Annotated in this window: 14 protein-coding genes; 8 read left to right on the top strand and 6 right to left on the bottom strand. The window is 60.5% G+C overall.

What is annotated here, in order from left to right; translation table 11 throughout:
• Window positions 1-27: 27 nt before the first annotated feature.
• The 6 genes from EJB06_RS11955 to EJB06_RS11930 all read right to left on the bottom strand — a co-directional run bounded on the left by EJB06_RS11955 (window position 28) and on the right by EJB06_RS11930 (window position 4,836).
• Complete coding sequence (locus tag EJB06_RS11955; RefSeq protein WP_126074241.1) at window positions 28-294, bottom strand: FAD assembly factor SdhE; 267 nt, start codon at window positions 292-294, stop codon at window positions 28-30.
• A gap of 194 nt (window positions 295-488) precedes the next feature.
• Complete coding sequence (locus EJB06_RS11950) at window positions 489-1,199, bottom strand: succinate dehydrogenase iron-sulfur subunit (RefSeq protein WP_126074240.1); 711 nt, start codon at window positions 1,197-1,199, stop codon at window positions 489-491.
• 9 nt (window positions 1,200-1,208) lie between these two features.
• The gene (gene sdhA / locus EJB06_RS11945) at window positions 1,209-2,987 is read right to left on the bottom strand and encodes a succinate dehydrogenase flavoprotein subunit (protein WP_126074239.1); all 1,779 of its coding nucleotides are present in this window, start codon (window positions 2,985-2,987) and stop codon (window positions 1,209-1,211) included.
• Window positions 2,988-2,989: 2 nt separating this feature from the next.
• Window positions 2,990-3,355 (bottom strand): succinate dehydrogenase, hydrophobic membrane anchor protein, encoded by a 366-nt coding sequence (gene sdhD, locus EJB06_RS11940; protein ID WP_126074238.1) that lies wholly within the window; start codon window positions 3,353-3,355, stop codon window positions 2,990-2,992.
• The gene (gene sdhC, locus EJB06_RS11935) at window positions 3,355-3,777 is read right to left on the bottom strand and encodes a succinate dehydrogenase, cytochrome b556 subunit (protein WP_126074237.1); all 423 of its coding nucleotides are present in this window, start codon (window positions 3,775-3,777) and stop codon (window positions 3,355-3,357) included. Before sdhC ends, sdhD begins: the two co-directional genes overlap by 1 nt.
• Before the next feature lie 261 nt (window positions 3,778-4,038).
• On the bottom strand, window positions 4,039-4,836 hold the full coding sequence (locus EJB06_RS11930; protein WP_126074236.1) for a GntR family transcriptional regulator: 798 nt from the start codon (window positions 4,834-4,836) through the stop codon (window positions 4,039-4,041).
• 308 nt (window positions 4,837-5,144) lie between these two features.
• On the opposite strand from EJB06_RS11930, the gene EJB06_RS11925 reads away from it, so the two are divergent.
• The 8 genes from EJB06_RS11925 to EJB06_RS11890 all read left to right on the top strand — a co-directional run bounded on the left by EJB06_RS11925 (window position 5,145) and on the right by EJB06_RS11890 (window position 18,486).
• Window positions 5,145-6,134, top strand: coding sequence for a malate dehydrogenase (locus EJB06_RS11925; protein ID WP_126074235.1), 990 nt, complete (start codon window positions 5,145-5,147; stop codon window positions 6,132-6,134).
• Window positions 6,135-6,238: 104 nt separating this feature from the next.
• Window positions 6,239-7,234 (top strand): HpcH/HpaI aldolase/citrate lyase family protein, encoded by a 996-nt coding sequence (locus tag EJB06_RS11920; RefSeq protein WP_126074234.1) that lies wholly within the window; start codon window positions 6,239-6,241, stop codon window positions 7,232-7,234.
• A gap of 12 nt (window positions 7,235-7,246) precedes the next feature.
• Complete coding sequence (locus EJB06_RS11915) at window positions 7,247-7,840, top strand: hypothetical protein (protein ID WP_229427036.1); 594 nt, start codon at window positions 7,247-7,249, stop codon at window positions 7,838-7,840.
• Between the two features lie 88 nt (window positions 7,841-7,928).
• Window positions 7,929-10,637 (top strand): aconitate hydratase AcnA, encoded by a 2,709-nt coding sequence (acnA, locus tag EJB06_RS11910; protein ID WP_126074233.1) that lies wholly within the window; start codon window positions 7,929-7,931, stop codon window positions 10,635-10,637.
• 241 nt (window positions 10,638-10,878) lie between these two features.
• On the top strand, window positions 10,879-12,144 hold the full coding sequence (locus EJB06_RS11905; protein ID WP_126074232.1) for a DUF2863 family protein: 1,266 nt from the start codon (window positions 10,879-10,881) through the stop codon (window positions 12,142-12,144).
• Window positions 12,145-13,128: 984 nt separating this feature from the next.
• Window positions 13,129-15,372 carry a type VI secretion system Vgr family protein gene (locus EJB06_RS11900; protein WP_126074231.1) on the top strand — a complete coding sequence of 748 codons (2,244 nt, stop codon included), beginning with the start codon at window positions 13,129-13,131 and terminating at the stop codon, window positions 15,370-15,372.
• A gap of 11 nt (window positions 15,373-15,383) precedes the next feature.
• Window positions 15,384-16,868, top strand: coding sequence for a DUF2169 family type VI secretion system accessory protein (locus EJB06_RS11895; protein ID WP_126074230.1), 1,485 nt, complete (start codon window positions 15,384-15,386; stop codon window positions 16,866-16,868).
• Window positions 16,861-18,486 (top strand): DUF4150 domain-containing protein, encoded by a 1,626-nt coding sequence (locus EJB06_RS11890; RefSeq protein ID WP_126074229.1) that lies wholly within the window; start codon window positions 16,861-16,863, stop codon window positions 18,484-18,486. Before EJB06_RS11895 ends, EJB06_RS11890 begins: the two co-directional genes overlap by 8 nt.
• The last annotated feature ends 6 nt before the right edge of the window (window positions 18,487-18,492 follow it).

Here is an 18,492-nt window from a genome sequence, read left to right as displayed (position 1 = left end):
AAGGCCCCCTTCGGCCTGGCCCCACGTTCAGGCTTGCCTCAGGCGCACCAGCAAGGCGCGTACATGCGGCAAGTCGACTTCACCTTCGGGCTCTTTGCGCGCCAGGATCAGGTCCATCAGCGGATTGTCCGCCAGATCGAGCAACCGCGACAGCGCGTCGACTTCGTCATCGGTCAACCCGTCTTCATGCGCATCGAGGAAGCGCGTAAGGATCAGGTCGTTTTCGAGCAAACCCCGGCGGCTGCGCCAGCGCAGTCGCGAGCGGTTGGCCGGGTCGGATTGGTGCGTATTCACTCTAGAGTCCGTCGTTGGGTCAACACTATACTCCGCCTGCCGGATTTCGGCAGTACGGTACTTTTACTGTATTGCTAACACGCAGTCACCATACCGGAAGGCATGCAAAAGCCTGCCGAATGGCAAGCGGGCGCGACGCCGGAAAACATGCCCGCGCCGCGCCCGCCCTGCTGTCCCGCCGTGCCGCCTTACACTTACACTGCGCGGCGAACCATCAATTCCTTGATCTTGCCGATCGCCTTGTTCGGGTTCAAGCCTTTCGGGCAGACGTCGACGCAGTTCATGATCGAATGGCAGCGGAACAGGCGGTACGGGTCTTCCAGGTTGTCCAGGCGCGCGCCGGTGGCTTCGTCGCGGCTGTCGGCGATGAAGCGGTAGGCTTGCAGCAGGCCGGCGGGACCGACGAACTTGTCCGGATTCCACCAGAACGACGGGCACGAGGTCGAGCAGCAGGCGCACAGGATGCACTCGTACAGGCCGTCGAGCTCTTCGCGCTCGGTCGGGGTCTGCAGGCGCTCTTTTTCAGGCGGGATCGAGTCGTTGACCAGGTAAGGCTTGATCGAATCGTACTGCTTGAAAAATTGCGTCATGTCGACGATCAGGTCGCGGATCACGGGCAGGCCGGCCAGCGGACGCAGCACGATCGGCTGGGTCAGCTCGTTCAGGTTGGTGGTGCAGGCCAGGCCGTTCTTGCCGTTGATGTTCATCGCGTCCGAACCGCACACGCCTTCGCGGCAGGAGCGGCGCAGCGCCAGCGAATCGTCGACGTCGGACTTGATGCGCTGCAGGGCGTCGAGCAGCATCTTGTCGGTGTCCTGCAGCTCGACTGTCACGTCTTGCATGTACGGCTTGGCATCCTGGTCGGGATCGTAGCGGTAGATTTTCAGTTTTACGGTGCGTGTCATGTTCTGACCTTAGAAAGTACGTGGTTTCGGCTTGAAGGTATCGACCGTCAGCGGCTTGGTGATCACAGGCTTGTATTCGAGGCGGTTTCCTTCCGAATAGAACAAGGTGTGCTTCATCCAGTTCTCGTCGTCGCGGTTCGGGAAGTCGCTGTGCGCGTGCGCGCCGCGCGATTCCTTGCGTGCCACTGCCGATGTGATGGTGGCCTTGGCCGTTTCAATCAGGTTGTCCAGTTCCAGCGCTTCGACGCGCGCGGTGTTGAACACCATCGACTTGTCCTTGAACGAGACATGCTTGCGGCGCTCGTCGAGGACCATGATTTCCTTGTAGCCCTGGTTGAGCAGCTCGTCGGTGCGGAACACGCCGCAGTATTTCTGCATGGTGGCGCGGATATCGTTGGCCACGCCCTGCACTTTTTCGCTGCCGGTCGAGGTTTCCAGGCGGTTCATGCGGTCCAGCGCGAAGTCGGCGGCATCCTTCGGCAAAGGCTTGTTTTCCTTTTGCTTCAGGTTGGAGGCGACCACGTGGTTGCCGGCCGCGCGCCCGAACACGATCAGGTCGAGCAGCGAGTTGGTGCCGAGGCGGTTGGCGCCGTGCACCGAGACGCAGGCGCATTCGCCGATCGCGTACAGGCCGCCCACCACCGCGACCGGGTTGCCGTCTTTCGGCGCGACCACCTGGCCGTGGATGTTGGTCGGAATGCCGCCCATCTGGTAGTGAATCGTCGGCACGACCGGGATCGGTTCCTTGGTGGCGTCGACGTTGGCGAACTTGTGGCCGATTTCGAGAATCGACGGCAGGCGCTTGGCGATGGTGTCGGCGCCGATGTGGCGCAGGTCGAGCAGCACGTGGTCCTTGTTCGGACCGCAGCCGCGGCCTTCCTTGATTTCCTGGTCCATCGAACGCGACACGAAGTCGCGCGGCGCCAGGTCTTTCAGGGTCGGCGCATAGCGCTCCATGAAGCGTTCGCCATTGCTGTTGATCAGGATGCCGCCTTCGCCGCGCACGCCTTCGGTGATCAGCACGCCCGCGCCGGACACGCCGGTCGGGTGGAACTGCCAGAATTCCATGTCCTGCAGCGGCAGGCCGGCGCGTGCCGCCATGCCCATGCCGTCGCCGGTGTTGATGAAGGCGTTGGTCGAGGCGGCGAAGATGCGCCCTGCCCCGCCGGTGGCGAAGATGGTGGTCTTCGCTTCCAGGATCATGCATTCGCCCGTTTCCATTTCGAGCGCGACGACGCCGACGCAATCGCCGTCGGCATCACGGATGATGTCGATCGCCATCCATTCGACGAAGAAGTGGGTGCGCGCGCGCACATTGCGCTGGTACAGGGTGTGCAGCAGGGCGTGGCCGGTACGGTCGGCCGCCGCGCAGGCGCGCTGGACCGGCTTTTCGCCGAAGTTGGCGGTGTGGCCGCCGAACGGACGCTGGTAAATCGTGCCGTCCGGATTGCGGTCGAAGGGCATGCCGAAGTGTTCCAGTTCGTACACGACCTTCGGTGCTTCGCGGCACATGAATTCGATCGCATCCTGGTCGCCCAGGTAGTCGCCACCCTTGACGGTGTCGAACATATGCCAGTACCAGTCGTCTTCCGACATATTGCCGAGCGAGGCGCCGATGCCGCCCTGGGCCGCCACCGTGTGCGAGCGGGTCGGGAAGACTTTCGACAGGACAGCCACGTTCAGGCCGGCTTCAGCCAGTTGCAGGGAAGCGCGCATGCCGGAACCGCCGGCGCCAACGATGACCGCGTCGAAACGACGGGTGGGAAGTGCTTTTTTGATTGCTGCCACGATTAAACGCTCCAGAGAATTTGTACGGTCCAGGCTGCGCAGCCGATCAGCCACAGGATGGTGAGCGCTTGCAGGGTCAGGCGCACGCCGACCGGCTTGATGTAGTCCATCCAGATGTCGCGCATGCCGACCCAGGCGTGGTAGTACAGGCCGGCGAAGGTCACCAGGGAAAACAGCTTGAACCACTGTTGCGAGAACAGGTGGGACCAGCCTTCGTAGCTGAAGTTATTGCCGGTCAGGAAGGAGATCAGCAGGGTGAAGGTGTACACCGCCATCACGACGGCGGTGAGGCGCTGGGCCATCCAGTCCTTCAGGCCGTAGTGGGCGCCGACGACGAGGCGGTTACGTCCGACATTATTCTTTGCCATCAAAACACTCCAAACAGTTTAAGACCAGCCAGTGCGGTCAGGATCAGGCTGACAACGAGCACGCTGACAGCGCTCTGGCGCGAGGAACCCTTCTCGATACCCATGTGCAGATCCATGAACAGGTGACGGAAGCCCGCGCAAAAGTGGTGCATATACGCCCAGATCAGGCCCAGCAGGACCAGCTTGGCCAGGGGATGCGCGAGGATGCCCTTGAAGTAGTCGAACGACATTTCCGACTGCACGCTGTGCTGGAACAGGTAAAGCAGGAACGGCAGCATCAGGAAGATCGCGGCGCCGCTGACGCGGTGCAGGATCGACACGTACGCGCCGGGCGTCATGTTGTAATTCATCAAATCGGTAACATGGATGTTACGGATCTCGGGCCGTTCTTTTTTTGGAACTTCCTTCACGGCTTCGGACATGGCAGTACCTCCCCTTTGACTAACTAAATTGTAATTAACCCGCAATTTTCGCCCATTTTGCCCAAATGCACCAATTTTCCTCTTGGGTTTAGCACGTTCAGCAACAATATGGGACGACGCCTGCTACTTTCTTATGATCAATGCATTTTAAACGGAACGGGCATTTTGTGCACCGCACCGTCGCAGTGCACGCCGGTAAACCGAGGGTCAATCGCGGTTCGGCAACACTCGTCTTGAAACTACGACAAGTCATTCCGGCGACTATGACAAATCGTTCTGGTAATGGTGATGCGCGGTCAGGTACAGCCCGCGGCGCAGCTCGACCGCCTTGTCGCCGTAGGTAAACGAGACCCGCTCGGCGCACAGCAGCGGCGTGCCCTCTTCCACCCCGAGGAAGCTGGCGGCGCCGGCGTCGGCCCCGAGCGCGCGGATCTTTTCGCTGGCGCGGATCATGCGGGTGCCGAACTCCGATTCGAACAGGCCATACATTGGACCCTTGTACTCGACCAGGCGTTCCGCGGTCAGTCCCTTGAACAGGAGGCCGGGAAGCCACATTTCTTCAAGAATTGTGGGCGTGCCGTCGAACGACATCACGCGCTTGATATACACTACGGAGTCGCCCGATTTCAGATCCAGCAGGCGCGCCACTTCGGCCGGCGCGCGCATGCGCTTGACTTCGATGATCTTGTTGTCGGGATGATGCGGCACGCCTTCGTCGGGCATCAGCCGCAAGAAGCGGAAGTGGGCGCGCGCTTCGTGGTGGGTGGCGACAAAGGTGCCCTTGCCCTGGCGCCGCAGGACCAGGTTTTCGGCGGCCAGCTCATCGATCGCCTTGCGCACCGTGCCCTGGCTGACCTTGAAGCGGCCGGCCAGCTCGACTTCGCTGGGGATCATTTCGCCGGGCTTCCACTCGCCGGCCTGCAAGCCCTGGGTGATCAGGGCCTTGATCTGCTGGTAGAGGGGGCTGAAGGTCGGCGAACTGCCCGCGGTGCTGGCGGGAGCGCCGGTCCCGCTGGCCGTTGTACCATGCAAGATCGGAGGGGTCGGGAGGGGATTCATAGACCGGGATTTCACCACAAACGGGCTTGCCAGTCCAGTCCAATCGCCGCTGGCAGCTGTTTTATATAAGGTGTCTTATATAAGATATATGATACGAATTGACAGATTGCCGACGCACGCCTACACTCGCGTTCGATCCGGCATACGCGCGTATCGCCCCGGGTTTTTTTCGACGGGGGCGGGAGGTTCCGGTTGTGGTGTCCGAGGTCGGTATCCGATTTTGGTATCATGACGGTTTTCCCGGACAAGCGTAGACCCAGCTTCGACCGTTGCTTCGACCGTTTTCTTTCCCACTTTGGAGATTCATCATGGCTAAAACCCCACTGCGCGTTGCTGTCACCGGCGCTGCCGGCCAGATCGGCTATTCCCTGCTGTTCCGCATCGCGAACGGTGACATGCTCGGCAAAGACCAGCCCGTCATCCTGCAATTGCTGGAAATCGCCGACGAAAAAGCCCAGAAAGCGCTCAAGGGCGTCATGATGGAAATCGACGATTGCGCCTTCCCGCTGCTGGCCGGCATGACCGCCCACGCCGACCCGATGACCGCATTCAAGGATGCCGATTTCGCCCTGCTGGTCGGCGCCCGTCCGCGCGGCCCTGGCATGGAGCGTAAAGACCTGCTCGAAGCCAACGCCCAGATCTTCACGGTGCAGGGCAAGGCGCTCGACGCCGTCGCCTCGCGCAACGTCAAGGTGCTGGTGGTCGGCAATCCAGCCAACACCAACGCCTACATCGCCATGAAATCGGCGCCGTCGCTGCCGGCCAAGAACTTCACCGCCATGCTGCGCCTGGACCACAACCGCGCCCTGTCGCAGATCGCCTCCAAGACCGGCAAACCGGTCGCCTCGATCGAAAAACTGTGCGTGTGGGGCAACCACTCGCCGACCATGTACGCCGACTACCGTTTCGCCCAGATCGACGGCGCGTCGGTCAAGGACGCCATCAACGACGACGCCTGGAACCGCGACACCTTCCTGCCGACCGTCGGCAAGCGCGGCGCGGCGATCATCGAAGCGCGCGGCCTGTCTTCGGCTGCCTCGGCCGCCAACGCCGCCATCGACCACATGCACGACTGGTACCTCGGCACCAACGGCAAGTGGACCACGATGGGCATTCCGTCGGACGGTTCGTACGGCATCCCTGAAGGCACCATGTTCGGCTTCCCGGTCACGACCGAGAATGGCGAATACACGATCGTGCAAGGTTTGCCGATCGACGAGTTCTCGCAGGAACGCATCAACCTCACGCTCAAGGAACTGACCGAAGAGCGTGAAGGCGTTGCCCACCTGCTGGCCTGAGTTTCAACGCGGCCGGATTCGTGGATTCCGTAAAGCCACCGATTCGCCGCACGCGCCGTGCCGCCCCGAGCGGCACGAGCGCTGCTGTACCTGAGAAAATGAACATGCATCCCTCCGAGGTTTTATTCCAGGGCAAACGCCAGCCTTTGCTGCTCCCCGCCTGCGACCACTATGCAGGCTCCGAAAAGCTGATGCTCAAGTCGATGGCCCTGCAACAAGAGCTTGGCCCCCTGTTCGACATCACGTTCGACTGCGAGGACGGCGCCACCGCCGGCGCCGAGCCCGAGCACGCCCAGATGATCGTGCGCCTGCTGGGTGGCGACGGCAACCGCCACAACCGCATCGGCGTGCGCGTGCACGACGTCGACAGCCCCTTCTTCGACGGCGACCTGGCCGTCATCGTGGGCGGCGCGGCCCAGCGCCTGGCCTACGTGGTGCTGCCCAAGGCCAACGGCGCGGCCGACGTGGCGCGCGCCATCGAGGCCATCAACCTGCACGCCGCCAGGGCCGGACGCGTCACGCCGATGCCGGTGCACGTGCTGGTCGAGACCCACGGCGCCCTGCGCGAAGCCGACGCCATCGCCGCCCAGCCGCAGGTCGAGTGCCTGTCGTTCGGCATCATGGATTTTGTGTCCTCGCACTACGGCGCCATTCCCGGCGCGGCCATGCGCACGCCGGGCCAGTTCACGCACCCGCTGGTGGTGCGCGCCAAGCTGGAGATGGCGGCCGCCTGCCACGCGCACGGCAAGGTGCCCTCGCACAACGTCACCACCGACATCAAGGACAGCGCCGTGGTCGCCAACGATGCCCAGCGCGCCGCCGCCGAATTCGGCTTTACGCGCATGTGGAGCATCCACCCCGACCAGATCAAGCCGATCCTCAAGGCCTTCACCCCGCGCCTGTCGGAAGTGAACGAAGCGACCAACATCCTCACCGAAGGCAAGAACGCCAGCTGGGGCCCGATTTCGCAGAACGGGCGCTTGCACGACCGCGCCAGCTATCGCTATTATTGGACCGTGCTGCAGCGCGCGAAACTGGCCGGCCTGGCCCTGCCGGACGCCGCCGCCGCCCTCGTCAACGACCCTCAACCAGCCACCTGAACGGAAGTCCCGATGCCCACCCTGATCAAGAACACCCTGCTCGCCTGCTCCCTGGCGATGGCGGCGGCCGCCCTGTGCGCCGCCCCGGCGGCCAACGCGGCCGAACCGAAACCGGCAGCCAAGGCGGCCAAGGCCAAGCCGGCCGCCAAATCCAAGGCGCGCGCGCACCCGAAAGCGGTCGACGTGGCGGCCAACGAGCCGGAACCGGACATCAGCGACACCACCACCACCGACTTCGACTGCGAGCTGGGCAACAAGGTCACGACCTACCACAACGACAAGGACGACGGCCACATCGCGCTGCGCTGGAAGAAGCGCCTGCACCGCCTGACCCGCGTGGGCACGACCACGGGCGCCAAGCGCTTCGAAAACCCGACCTTCGGCCTGGTCTGGATCGGTATTCCGGCCAAGGGCATGCTGCTCGATTCGCGCCTGAACCGCCAGCTGGCCAACGAATGCAAGAACGCCGAGCAGATGAAGCCGGTCGTCGAGAAGCCGATCGCCCCGCCGATGCCGGCAGCGGCCCCGGCCTCGGGCGAACTTGCAGTACCAGCGGTGCCGCCAGTGGCGGCGCCGGCGGCGCTTGACGCCCCTGCAGCAAAATAAATTAATCCAAAAAAGCATAGGGGGTATCGAGCAGCCGCGAAGTAGGCTGATCGATACCCCTTGCCACTACCCCACTGAAGGAGAGGTCATGTCCCGCAACACTCTGAACACGCTCAAGGATTTCAAACTGTCGGCCGGCCAGAAAGGCAAGTTCTACTCGCTGCCGGCGCTGGAGAAAAGCCTTGGTGTGAACGTCTCGCGCCTGCCGGTGTCGATCCGCCTGGTCCTCGAATCCGTGCTGCGTAACTGCGACGGCAAGAAGGTCACGGAAGAACACGTCAAGCAGCTGGCGAACTGGGCGCCGAACGGCGACCGTACCGACGAGATTCCCTTCGTCGTCGCCCGCGTCGTGCTGCAAGACTTCACCGGCGTGCCTCTGCTGGCCGACCTGGCCGCGATGCGCAACGTCGCCAACAAGATGGGCATGAACCCGAAAAACATCGAGCCGCTGGTACCGGTCGACCTGGTGGTCGATCACTCGGTCACCATCGACCACTACCGCGAAAAAGGCGCGCTCGACCTGAACATGAAGCTGGAATTCTCGCGCAACAACGAGCGCTACCAGTTCATGAAGTGGGGCATGCAAGCCTTCGACACCTTCGGCGTGGTGCCGCCGGGCTTCGGCATCGTCCACCAGGTCAACCTGGAATACCTGGCGCGCGGCGTGCACAAGGCAGGCGACGTGTTCTACCCTGACACCCTGGTCGGCACCGACTCGCACACCACCATGATCAACGGCATCGGCGTGGTCGGCTGGGGCGTGGGCGGCATCGAAGCCGAAGCGGGCATGCTGGGCCAGCCGGTCTACTTCCTGACCCCGGACGTGATCGGCGTGAACCTGACCGGCGCGCTGCGCGAAGGCTGCACCGCGACCGACCTGGTGCTGACCATCACCGAAATGCTGCGCAAGGAAAAAGTCGTCGGCAAGTTCGTCGAATTCTTCGGCGCCGGCACCGAAACGCTGTCGCTGACCGACCGCGCCACCATCGCCAACATGGCGCCCGAATACGGCGCGACGATGGGCTTCTTCCCGGTCGACGACGCCACCATCGAATACTTCGAAGGCACCGGCCGCACCAGCGAAGAAATCACCGCCTTCAAGAACTACTTCAAGGCCCAGAACCTGTACGGCGTGCCGCAGGAAGGCGAGATCGACTACACCCGCGTGGTGTCGCTCGACCTGGCCACCGTGACCCCGTCGCTGGCCGGTCCGAAGCGTCCGCAGGACCGTATCGAAATCGGCAACGTCAAGAACAACTTCATCGAACTGTTCTCGAAGCCGACCACCGAAAACGGCTTCAACAAAAAAGCCTCGGACCTGACCAATCACTACGAAACCAGCAACGGCGTGCACGTCAAGAACGGCGACGTGCTGATCGCGGCGATCACCTCCTGCACCAACACCTCGAACCCGAGCGTGCTGCTGGCCGCCGGCCTGCTGGCCAAGAAGGCCGTGGAAGCCGGCTTGAGCGTCGCGCCGCACATCAAGACCTCGCTGGCTCCCGGCTCGCGCGTCGTCACCGAGTACCTGACCGCCGCCGGCCTGCTGCCCTACCTGGAGCAGCTCGGCTTCGGCGTGACCGCCTACGGCTGCACCACCTGCATCGGCAATGCCGGCGACCTGACCCCGGAACTGAACGCGGCCATCGCCGAAAACGACATCGTGGCCTCGGCCGTGTTGTCGGGCAACCGTAACTTCGAAGCGCGGATCCACCCGAACATCCGTTCCAACTTCCTGGCTTCGCCGCCGCTGGTCGTGGCCTATGCCATCGCCGGCAACATGACGCGCGACCTGATGACCGAACCGGTCGGCAAGGGCACCAACGGCAAGGACGTCTACCTGGGCGACATCTGGCCGACCTCGAAGGAAATCGGCAAGCTGATGAAGTTCGCGATGAACTCCAAGGTCTTCAAGGCCAACTACGCCGACGTCAAGGGCGCACCGGGCAAGCTGTGGGAAGACGTGACCACCACCACCGGCCAGGTCTACGACTGGCCGAAGTCGACCTACATCGCCGAGCCGCCGTTCTTCGACGGCTTCGAGATGACCCCGAAAGCGGCTGCGACCGGCATCACCGGCGCGCGCGCCCTGGGCGTGTTCGGCGACTCGATCACCACCGACCACATTTCCCCGGCCGGTTCGATCCAGGAAAGCGGCCCTGCCGGCAAATGGCTGCTGGCCAACGGCGTGATGAAGGCCGACTTCAACTCCTACGGCTCGCGCCGCGGCAATCACGAGATCATGATGCGCGGCACCTTCGCCAACGTGCGCATCAAAAACCGCATGATCCCGGCCAAGGCCGACGGTTCCGCGGTCGAAGGCGGCATCACGATCCACCAGCCGAGCGGCGAACAGATGTCGATCTACGACGCCGCCATGAAGTATGTGGCCGACGGCGTGCCGACCATGGTGTTCGGCGGCGAAGAGTACGGTACCGGCTCGTCGCGCGACTGGGCCGCCAAGGGCACCCAGCTGCTGGGCGTGAAAGCGGTCATCACCCGTTCCTTCGAACGCATCCACCGCTCGAACCTGGTGGGCATGGGCGTGCTGCCGCTGCAATTCATCGGCGACGACAGCGTGCAGACCCTCAACATCACCGGCAACGAAACCTTCGACCTGAAGGGCCTGGAAGGCGAGATCAAGCCGCAGCAACTGGCGACCCTGGTCATCACGCGCGCCAACGGCGACGTGCAGGAAGTCAAAGTGCTGCTGCGTATCGACACCCCGATCGAAGTCGACTACTACAAGCATGGCGGGATCCTGCCGTTCGTGCTGCGCCAGCTGCTGGCCGAGTAAGCGCGCGACGATGCCCTGCGCCAGCGCAGGGTTCGCAGAAAACGCCGGCCTGCCCGGCGTTTTTTCGTCCGCGCCACAGCGGGCAGGCCTGCGCCAGCCCCGCTCTTTCTCACGTTTTCTTCACTCTTCTTGCGCCGGGTTCATGGTGGGCGGACGAATGGACTACAATACGGCTGATAAGGGTTTATCATTGTTCCGACATTATTGATCCGTTCATTCACTTACAAAGACTCTTATCCCCATGCGTCGTCCAACCAAAGATTCCTCCCATAAGTTGTCGGCCGAGAGCCAGCGCCTGGTCAGCATCAGCCAGGCCATCGTCCAGGCGGCCAGCCGCATCGAAGAACGGGCCTGGGAACGCCAGCTCGACACCCACCTCCAGCGCCTGCTCAAGAGCGGCCACCAGGATACCGTCGACACCACCCTCAACGTGCTGTTCAAGGAAGACCTGAACGCCTACGATACCCTGATGGAGGGCGTGGAAGCGGTCAGCGAATCGTCGACCATGGTCGAGCAGCACGATGGCGTCGACAAGTCCTACCAGGCCTTGCTGGTGGCGGCCCCGATTCTTGCATGGACGCGTTTTTCGATCGCGTCCGGCACCATTCCGGCCGACCTGCTGCAGACCCTGTCCGCCCATTTTTCGGCGCACCTGCTGGCCGATGGCGTGCAGATGGCCATGGCGCCGACCCTGTTCTCGATCGACCAGCTGCCGCGCACCCATGCCGAGACCTATGCGGCCACGCACAAGCTGGCCCAGGCCGCGCACAAGGGCACGGCCGTCAAGCCGCTGGCCAAGCCGGCCGAGACCGCGCCCTTCCTGGCCGACACGCGCTACCTGATGGTGGCCATCGTGGCGCCGCTGGGCGCGCCGCTGTTCCGCTGGCAGGAAACGCAGTTCCAGTCCACCTTCATGGTCGAGCGCGCGAACGCGCTGGAACAGTGGCGCGCCCAGGCCGGTCCGACCATCGCGCGCCTGCTGCCGGGCTGCGGCACCGAACTGCTGCTGCCGGAAGCGTACTACGTGGCTTGCCGCGAGGCGGACAAGCTGATCCGGCCGGTGTCGGTGCGCGCCGCCGTGCACTACCTGACCCATACCCTGGGCGTGGAAGCGTCGGACCTGCGCGCGGTCATTGCCGGCTTCGGCGACGAATCGGCCGAGGGCCAGATCGACGAATACCGCGTGGGCTTCACCATGCGCCAGACCGCCGACGTGATTTACGGCATCGTGTGGCCGCTGTACGGACAGGAAGATGAAGACGGCACGCCGGTCGAAGGCCTGTCGGCGGCCGGGCTGAGCGGCGCCATCGAACCGAAAGCGCCGCTCGACGAGATCGTCGGTCACCTGAACGAAGCGGGCGTCACGCACGTGAAGCGTCACAACGAGCGCTTTGTGACCGAGTATTGCGACGACTGCGACGCGCCGCTGTTCGCCGATCCGACGGGTGAACTGGTGCACGCCGAGATGCCGGAAGACGCGCCTGCGGGCAACGAGCACTTCCACTGACCTGCACGCGCTGCGCGGACGACCCGGGCTTGCCCGGGTTTTTTTACGCCCACCGCGTTATTGGGCGCGCACAAGATGTCGAAATACCAACTCACTACACTCGCTTGGTGGCCCGCCCGGGCCGCGCCAACGTACTGTGGAGAACAAGCATGGACGATATGATGATCCAGGTGGTGCCGGTCCTGAGCGGATTTATCGATACTTTCATCACCTGGTGGCTGGCCCTGGCCAGGGTATTCAAGTGGTAGGCATGCAGGTCGCGTGATCCGTAGGACGGCGTGGGCGCCCTGCCCACGCTGGCATCAACTCCCCCTTCAAGGCCGTCCGACGATGGCATCGGCTACCGGCCATGCAACCAAGCGCGCGCTGCCACGGCGGCTATCTGACTCGGCAACGCGATCGAAGTGCGTTGACGAGCTTGCCTACCTGAACCCCAAGGCCTTGAACAGTTCCAGCTCGACATGATCGTGAAAGCCACGTCCGACGCAGTTTCGGCCCTGCCCAAGAATTCCGAACATGTAAGGTCAAAATGACAAAATTTTGCTAAAATAACAGCAATTGCTTTTTAAAAGCATTGTTTCTAGCCGGTCAGTGCGGCGCCGCGCCGCTGAGTCAGGAAGGCGTCTCGTGCATGGGGAGCCTGTTTCTTGTTCCCACCACCCTGGCTGACAGGATCAACATCCTCACTTCCCCATGTGGGCGTCCCCTATTTCGGACAAGGTCACCCCCGATCTGTCTATTTCGCATGTTGTTGGCGCACTACCTAAAGTAACAAAAATTGCGACCATGCATGACAAATGGTGGTAAAATATTGTTAATTTGTACAGAAGGCGTGAGCGCAATCAAAGACCGGAAGTTCCCTCTCTAGCGCTCTCGTTCCACCCCAGCTTCAAGGCTCCAGCCCCTCGTTTCGGCAGTCGAGTTACCGAACCAGCCGCTTCAATTCTCCCGAATTGACTGACATTGATTGAACAGGAAAATCGCATGAGCGAATCGTCATTCAGCCTGCAGGACCTCATCAGCGATCGCCAGCACGATCGCATTCTGCGCTTGTTCTTCCCGAACAGCGACGGTCCCTCGTCGCAACTGCTGGTGAACCGGCTGGACGCGTATGAAGCGCTGTCCCGTCCGTTCGAATTCACGGTCGAATTGTTGTCCAACGATCCCAATGTGGCGCTCAAAGAGTTGCAAGGCAAGATGATGTGCGTCCAGCTCGTGCGCGGCGACGGCACGATGCGCTACTTCACCGGACACGTGTTCAGCTTCGGGCTGAAAACGGTGGACGGCGGCGTGTCGTACTACGAGGCAAAACTGGGACCGTGGTACAAGTACCTGAGCATGCGCAAGGATAACTACCTGTTCCACAACACGACCTTGTACCAGCAGACGTCGAGCATTTTCGGCGACTACGGTAGCCTGTCCGCATGGGACTGGCGGGTGCAGGGCGCCAGCGGCGTGATGACCGATGCCTGCCAGTTCGACGAGAGCGACAGCAACTACCTGGAACGGCGCTGGTCGAAGGCCGGCATCTTCTATTGGTTCGAGCATACCGAAGCCGGCCACAAACTAATGCTGTCGGACGACTCCAGCGCGGCCGAGCCGATTGACGGCCGTCCTGACATGCCGTTCCAGCGCCACGGCGGCGCCAATGAAGAAGACGGCATCGGCGAATGGTCGCCAGGACGCCAAATCACGCAAGGAACGGTGTCGCTAGCGTCATACGACTTTAAGACCGGGAGACCGGCGCAAACATCCCTGCCGACGGTGCAGCAGCAAGGCGCCGTTCTCAATATCGAGTCGTACGAATATTCGGGCGCCTTCGGCTTCAAGGATAGCGGCGACGCGCGCGAGGTGGCGCAACGCCTGATGGAATCGGTCGAAGCGGGCGGCAAGCAGTTTGACGGTGCGGGGAATAACCGCTTCGTGATGCCCGGTCGCTGGTTCCGCCTGACCGGTCACTTCGATGCCGATCCACGCGGCGACGATGCGCAAGCTCGCGAGTTTTTGATTGTCGAAGTCACCCACCACGCGACCAATAACTATCACGTCAAGGTGACCGAACCGTCGCGCTACGAAAACACACTGACGGCGATCCGCAAGATTATCCCGTGGCGTGCACCGCGCGCACTGAACAGCGTCGAGACCAAGATTCACGGCATCCAGACGGCAACAGTGGTCGGGCCGGCGGGCGAGGAAATTCATACAGACAAATACGGTCGGGTGCGCGTGCAGTTCCACTGGGACCGCGTCGGCACCAGCGACGAGAAAAGTTCGGCGTGGATTCGTGTGGCAACCCCATGGGCAGGTGCGAATTTCGGTATGACGTCGATTCCGCGGATCGGCACGGAAGTGATCGTTCAGTTCCTGGATGGTAATCCGGACCGGCCGATCATTACCGGCATGGTACCAAATACCGACACCATGCCGCCGTGGACGCTGCCGGATAACAAGACGCAAAGCGGCATCCTGTCGCGCTCGACGCCTGGCGGCAGCTACGACAATGCGAATGCCATCCGCTTCGAGGACAAAAAAGGCCAGGAACAGCTGTGGTTGCACGCGGAGAAGGACCAGCTGACCGAAGTCGAGCACGATGAGGACAAATGGGTCGGCAACGATCGCCGCAAGACGATCGACCGCGACGAAACCAACCACGTCAAGCGCGACCGCACCGAGACGGTGGATCGCGACGAGACGATTACGGTGCATCACGACCGGACCGAAACCGTTGATAACAACGAGACGATCACAATTCATAACAATCGCACCGAGCGCGTAGATCACGATGAGAAGATCAGCATCGGGGATAACCGTACGGAGGATGTGGGGAAGAACGAAACCATCGATATTGGCGGAAATCGTAAAAAGAAGGTGGTTAAGCACGAGAAGGATACGATCGGAAAGAACTGGTCGATCAATGTCGCCAAGATGAAGACAGAGACTATCGGCATGGCATACATGCAGAACGTTGGCCTGGGACGAATGGAGAACGTTGGGTTGGGATACAGCCTCAACGTAGGGATGGTGATGGCCACTGTTGTCGGCATCAATCAAAATACAGATGTGGGAAAGAAAATATCGATCACCGCTGGCGAGGAACTGCAAATTTCGGTTGGGCAAGCAAGCCTCCAGATGAAGGCGGATGGCACGGTAATCATCAATGGAACGAAATTCAATTTCGAATCAAGCGGACCGGTACAGATATCCGGCAAGGATGTCGATATTAACTAACCGGACGATGCATGGAATTCATCAATCACACCCCTTTTCCCGCGCAAAAGTTCGCCGGAGTGGATCAACACAACCAGGAATTTCACGTTGTCGCCTTACGGCAAACCCTTAGCTGGGATAACGACGGCGCGCTGGTTTACGCCGATGAGCAACTGCCCCTTTGTGAAGAAGACCAAGTCGCGTCTGGCGAAGATGGTGGCTTCGTATTGCAGGAGTCGGATTATTGCCAGTTCAAGCCGCGATGCGACATCATCGTCAATGCAACCGCATACGCCCCACAAGGGAAAGCGACGCGTTGGTTCAAGGTGCGGCTGGTGGTAAAGGAGCCTGACATACCTGCTCCGTTACCACCTCGTCCTGATGGAATAAATCAATTCGTCGGGCCTTCTCAAGCCTTGCTGGACGACTGGCACTCGGAAATTGCGGCGCGACGCGACACCCCTGGAAAACTACTTGTAGACAAGCACCTTGCGATAAGTGGTCCGCGATCGTTCCGCAAACATGTGTGGCCTCTGCGGATAGTGGCCACCGCTGTCAAGGTACTTTCGTTTGGTTTATTGCGAATACCTACATGGCGCCTGACTTTACCAGCACCGGTACTCTCAGTTCCCATCAATAAAACATACGCGTTTGGCGGTGAATGTCGCATCAATGCGGACCAGAAGGCCGCAGCACGGGTAGCTAGGAGAAACAGGCTTCCGCCCCAGCAAGTTTCCGCTCAGCGTGCGGCGGAGGAAAACCAATCGGTGGCAATTGCGATTGACGCCTACGAGCCTAATACTGCCGGGCGCGGGTTCGCGACGCAATGGTACGTGAACGCGATGCGGCTCTCGTCAATTCCTGCGCCTCAGATAGCGCTAAGCAGATCCACTTTGAGGGCGTCCCACTTTGCTCGTGCACTCGACGGCAGACTTAATAGCAAGACGTCGAGTGCACTTGTGGCCGGCTTCGGTGTTCGCGCGAAAGCACACCCGGCACGAAGAATTCTGGCAGGGACGATTGACGATGACTTCGCGCGAGGTGACGCATGGCTACCTGACGACTTCGACTTTTCCGTGTGGAATGCGGCGGAACCAGATCAGCAGATTGACTTCCTCAAGGGGGATGAAATCGTCGAGCTAACGAACATGTGCGGAATTGATACCCCTGCGGCGCGGGTCGATGAGCAGGGAAATACGAGGTTATCGTTGAGCCTACCGAGACATGAGTGTCATCTTCTTTTACGACTGGAGGGTGGTGAAATGTTCCGCGAGCCTATGGTAATCGATACACTTATCGTTGATCCCGACCATCAACGAATTTCTATAATATGGCGACTTGTAGTGGCAAAATTGGATGACGAACCGTTACGAGCGGTTGAAACGAGAATGTATACCTTTGATGAGCGCGATCACATCCGGAAGCAGATCGGAAACGTACAAATGCATTTGCAAAACATAGATACATCAACTACTGCGATGGGGCGTAAAACGGAGAACAGGCTCTGGCATGGCTAATCCAATTGCCGCCCGCAAAAATAGTAAATTTAGGGCAATATCTACAGCGCCCTCGTTAAATAAAACTCCTGTGGGAGCTTCCTTGCCACCGTTGCCATATCCCACATTCCAGGATTTAAGTAACAGTGTGGGCGTTGTTCCAACCGTATATTTCAACGGCGATCCTGCGTACGTTCTCGATAAGTCAACTCAGCCTAGCGGAAAAGGTGACTCTCCTGGGGTGGGAAAAGGGGTTAAATCAAACACAGTAGCAGGCGAAGTTAAGCCGACAAGAGCATCCAATACCGTTAGCGCCGGAAAGCGATCGGTCGTCCGCGACGGCGATCCGTGCACAATGAACGGCGGGAACAATCCAGGCATTTATTGCACGACGTCGGCGCCAAGTGAAGTGCCACCGAAATCGGCGAAAGGGGCGAGCGCGCCGCCTTCCAAGCCAGAGACAGTGGCCGAGAAAAGCCTGTGGGATAAGGCAGCGGACGCAGTAAAGGAAGCAAGCCACGAGTACAAGGAAAATGTTTCGGGACCGCTTCACAAAACGGCAGCTGAACTCGGCGACGCTGGGGACAAACTGCTTGTGACAGGAGCTGTGACGGCAGGAACGGGTGGGCTTGCTGTCTTAACTGGTGTCGGCGCGGTTCCTGGGGCAGCGGCTGTGACTGTTGGTGGAGGCATGGCACGGGTTGGAGGAAGCCTGAATAGCGCATCCGGCGCACTTGAGATGTTCGCTACGGCGCTTGATATTGGCGCTGAATTCGCCACAGGCGGCCCGTTGCCCGATATTGAAATAATTGCCGAAGGTTATGTACGAAGGACTGCAGGTAGAAAAATCGACCGATTGTTAAAATTTTTGCCAGGTAAAACAACGACCGGACCGGTACGACGGATGCCGGATGTATCACCGCCCAGAATAGACGCTAGGCCCGCAGGACCCGTTGCCAAAGTTGATACTGGAAAAAATAAAGTAAACCTAGAGAAAGCACCCAGGGATACGCTGCCAGCGTCACCATCGCCCACTGCGCTAGCGCCTGCGCCACCGCGTGGAGGCGTGAGGGTAAGGAGAAGAAGGCGCGGTGACGAAAATTGTCGGCTGCGGAAATTTAGCGAGCACTGTCCGCCTGGGCAAACACCCCACCATGTTGTTCCCGACCATTGCTTTAAACATCCGACTAAAGAGGGTCAACTTTACCCAGGTGGGATATCTCATGCGGACGGACTATGTCTCTGCGTAACCGGAAGTGGAAAATATAATGATGCTGCTGGCAACTACATTACAAAAGGGAGTATGTCAGACGCAGAGCACTACAATATTCTGGCCGAGCATGGACGTATGCACATACTGACTGACAGTGCAGAAAAATTACTGGGCCTTGCGGGTAATCCTAAATACACAACGACACTGGGGCAATTAGAAGATGCGGGAGCAACAGCAGCTGCAATAGTAAAGGGCTGCGATCCTGACGACATTAAGGATCAGCTCCGTACATACCATAAACAGAATGGCTTGAAAGCGGATACGAAGTGGCGTGCCGAACCGTCTGGAAGAGTAGCGGCAGCGAAGAACCTAGATGCAACCAAGATGGGTACGTCTACACCTAGAGGTGGCGCAGGTGTTGAATAATACAGG

Source organism: Massilia atriviolacea (assembly GCF_003953935.1).
Lineage (GTDB): Bacteria > Pseudomonadota > Gammaproteobacteria > Burkholderiales > Burkholderiaceae_D > Telluria_A > Telluria_A atriviolacea.
This window is presented reverse-complemented; position numbering and strand designations above follow the sequence as displayed.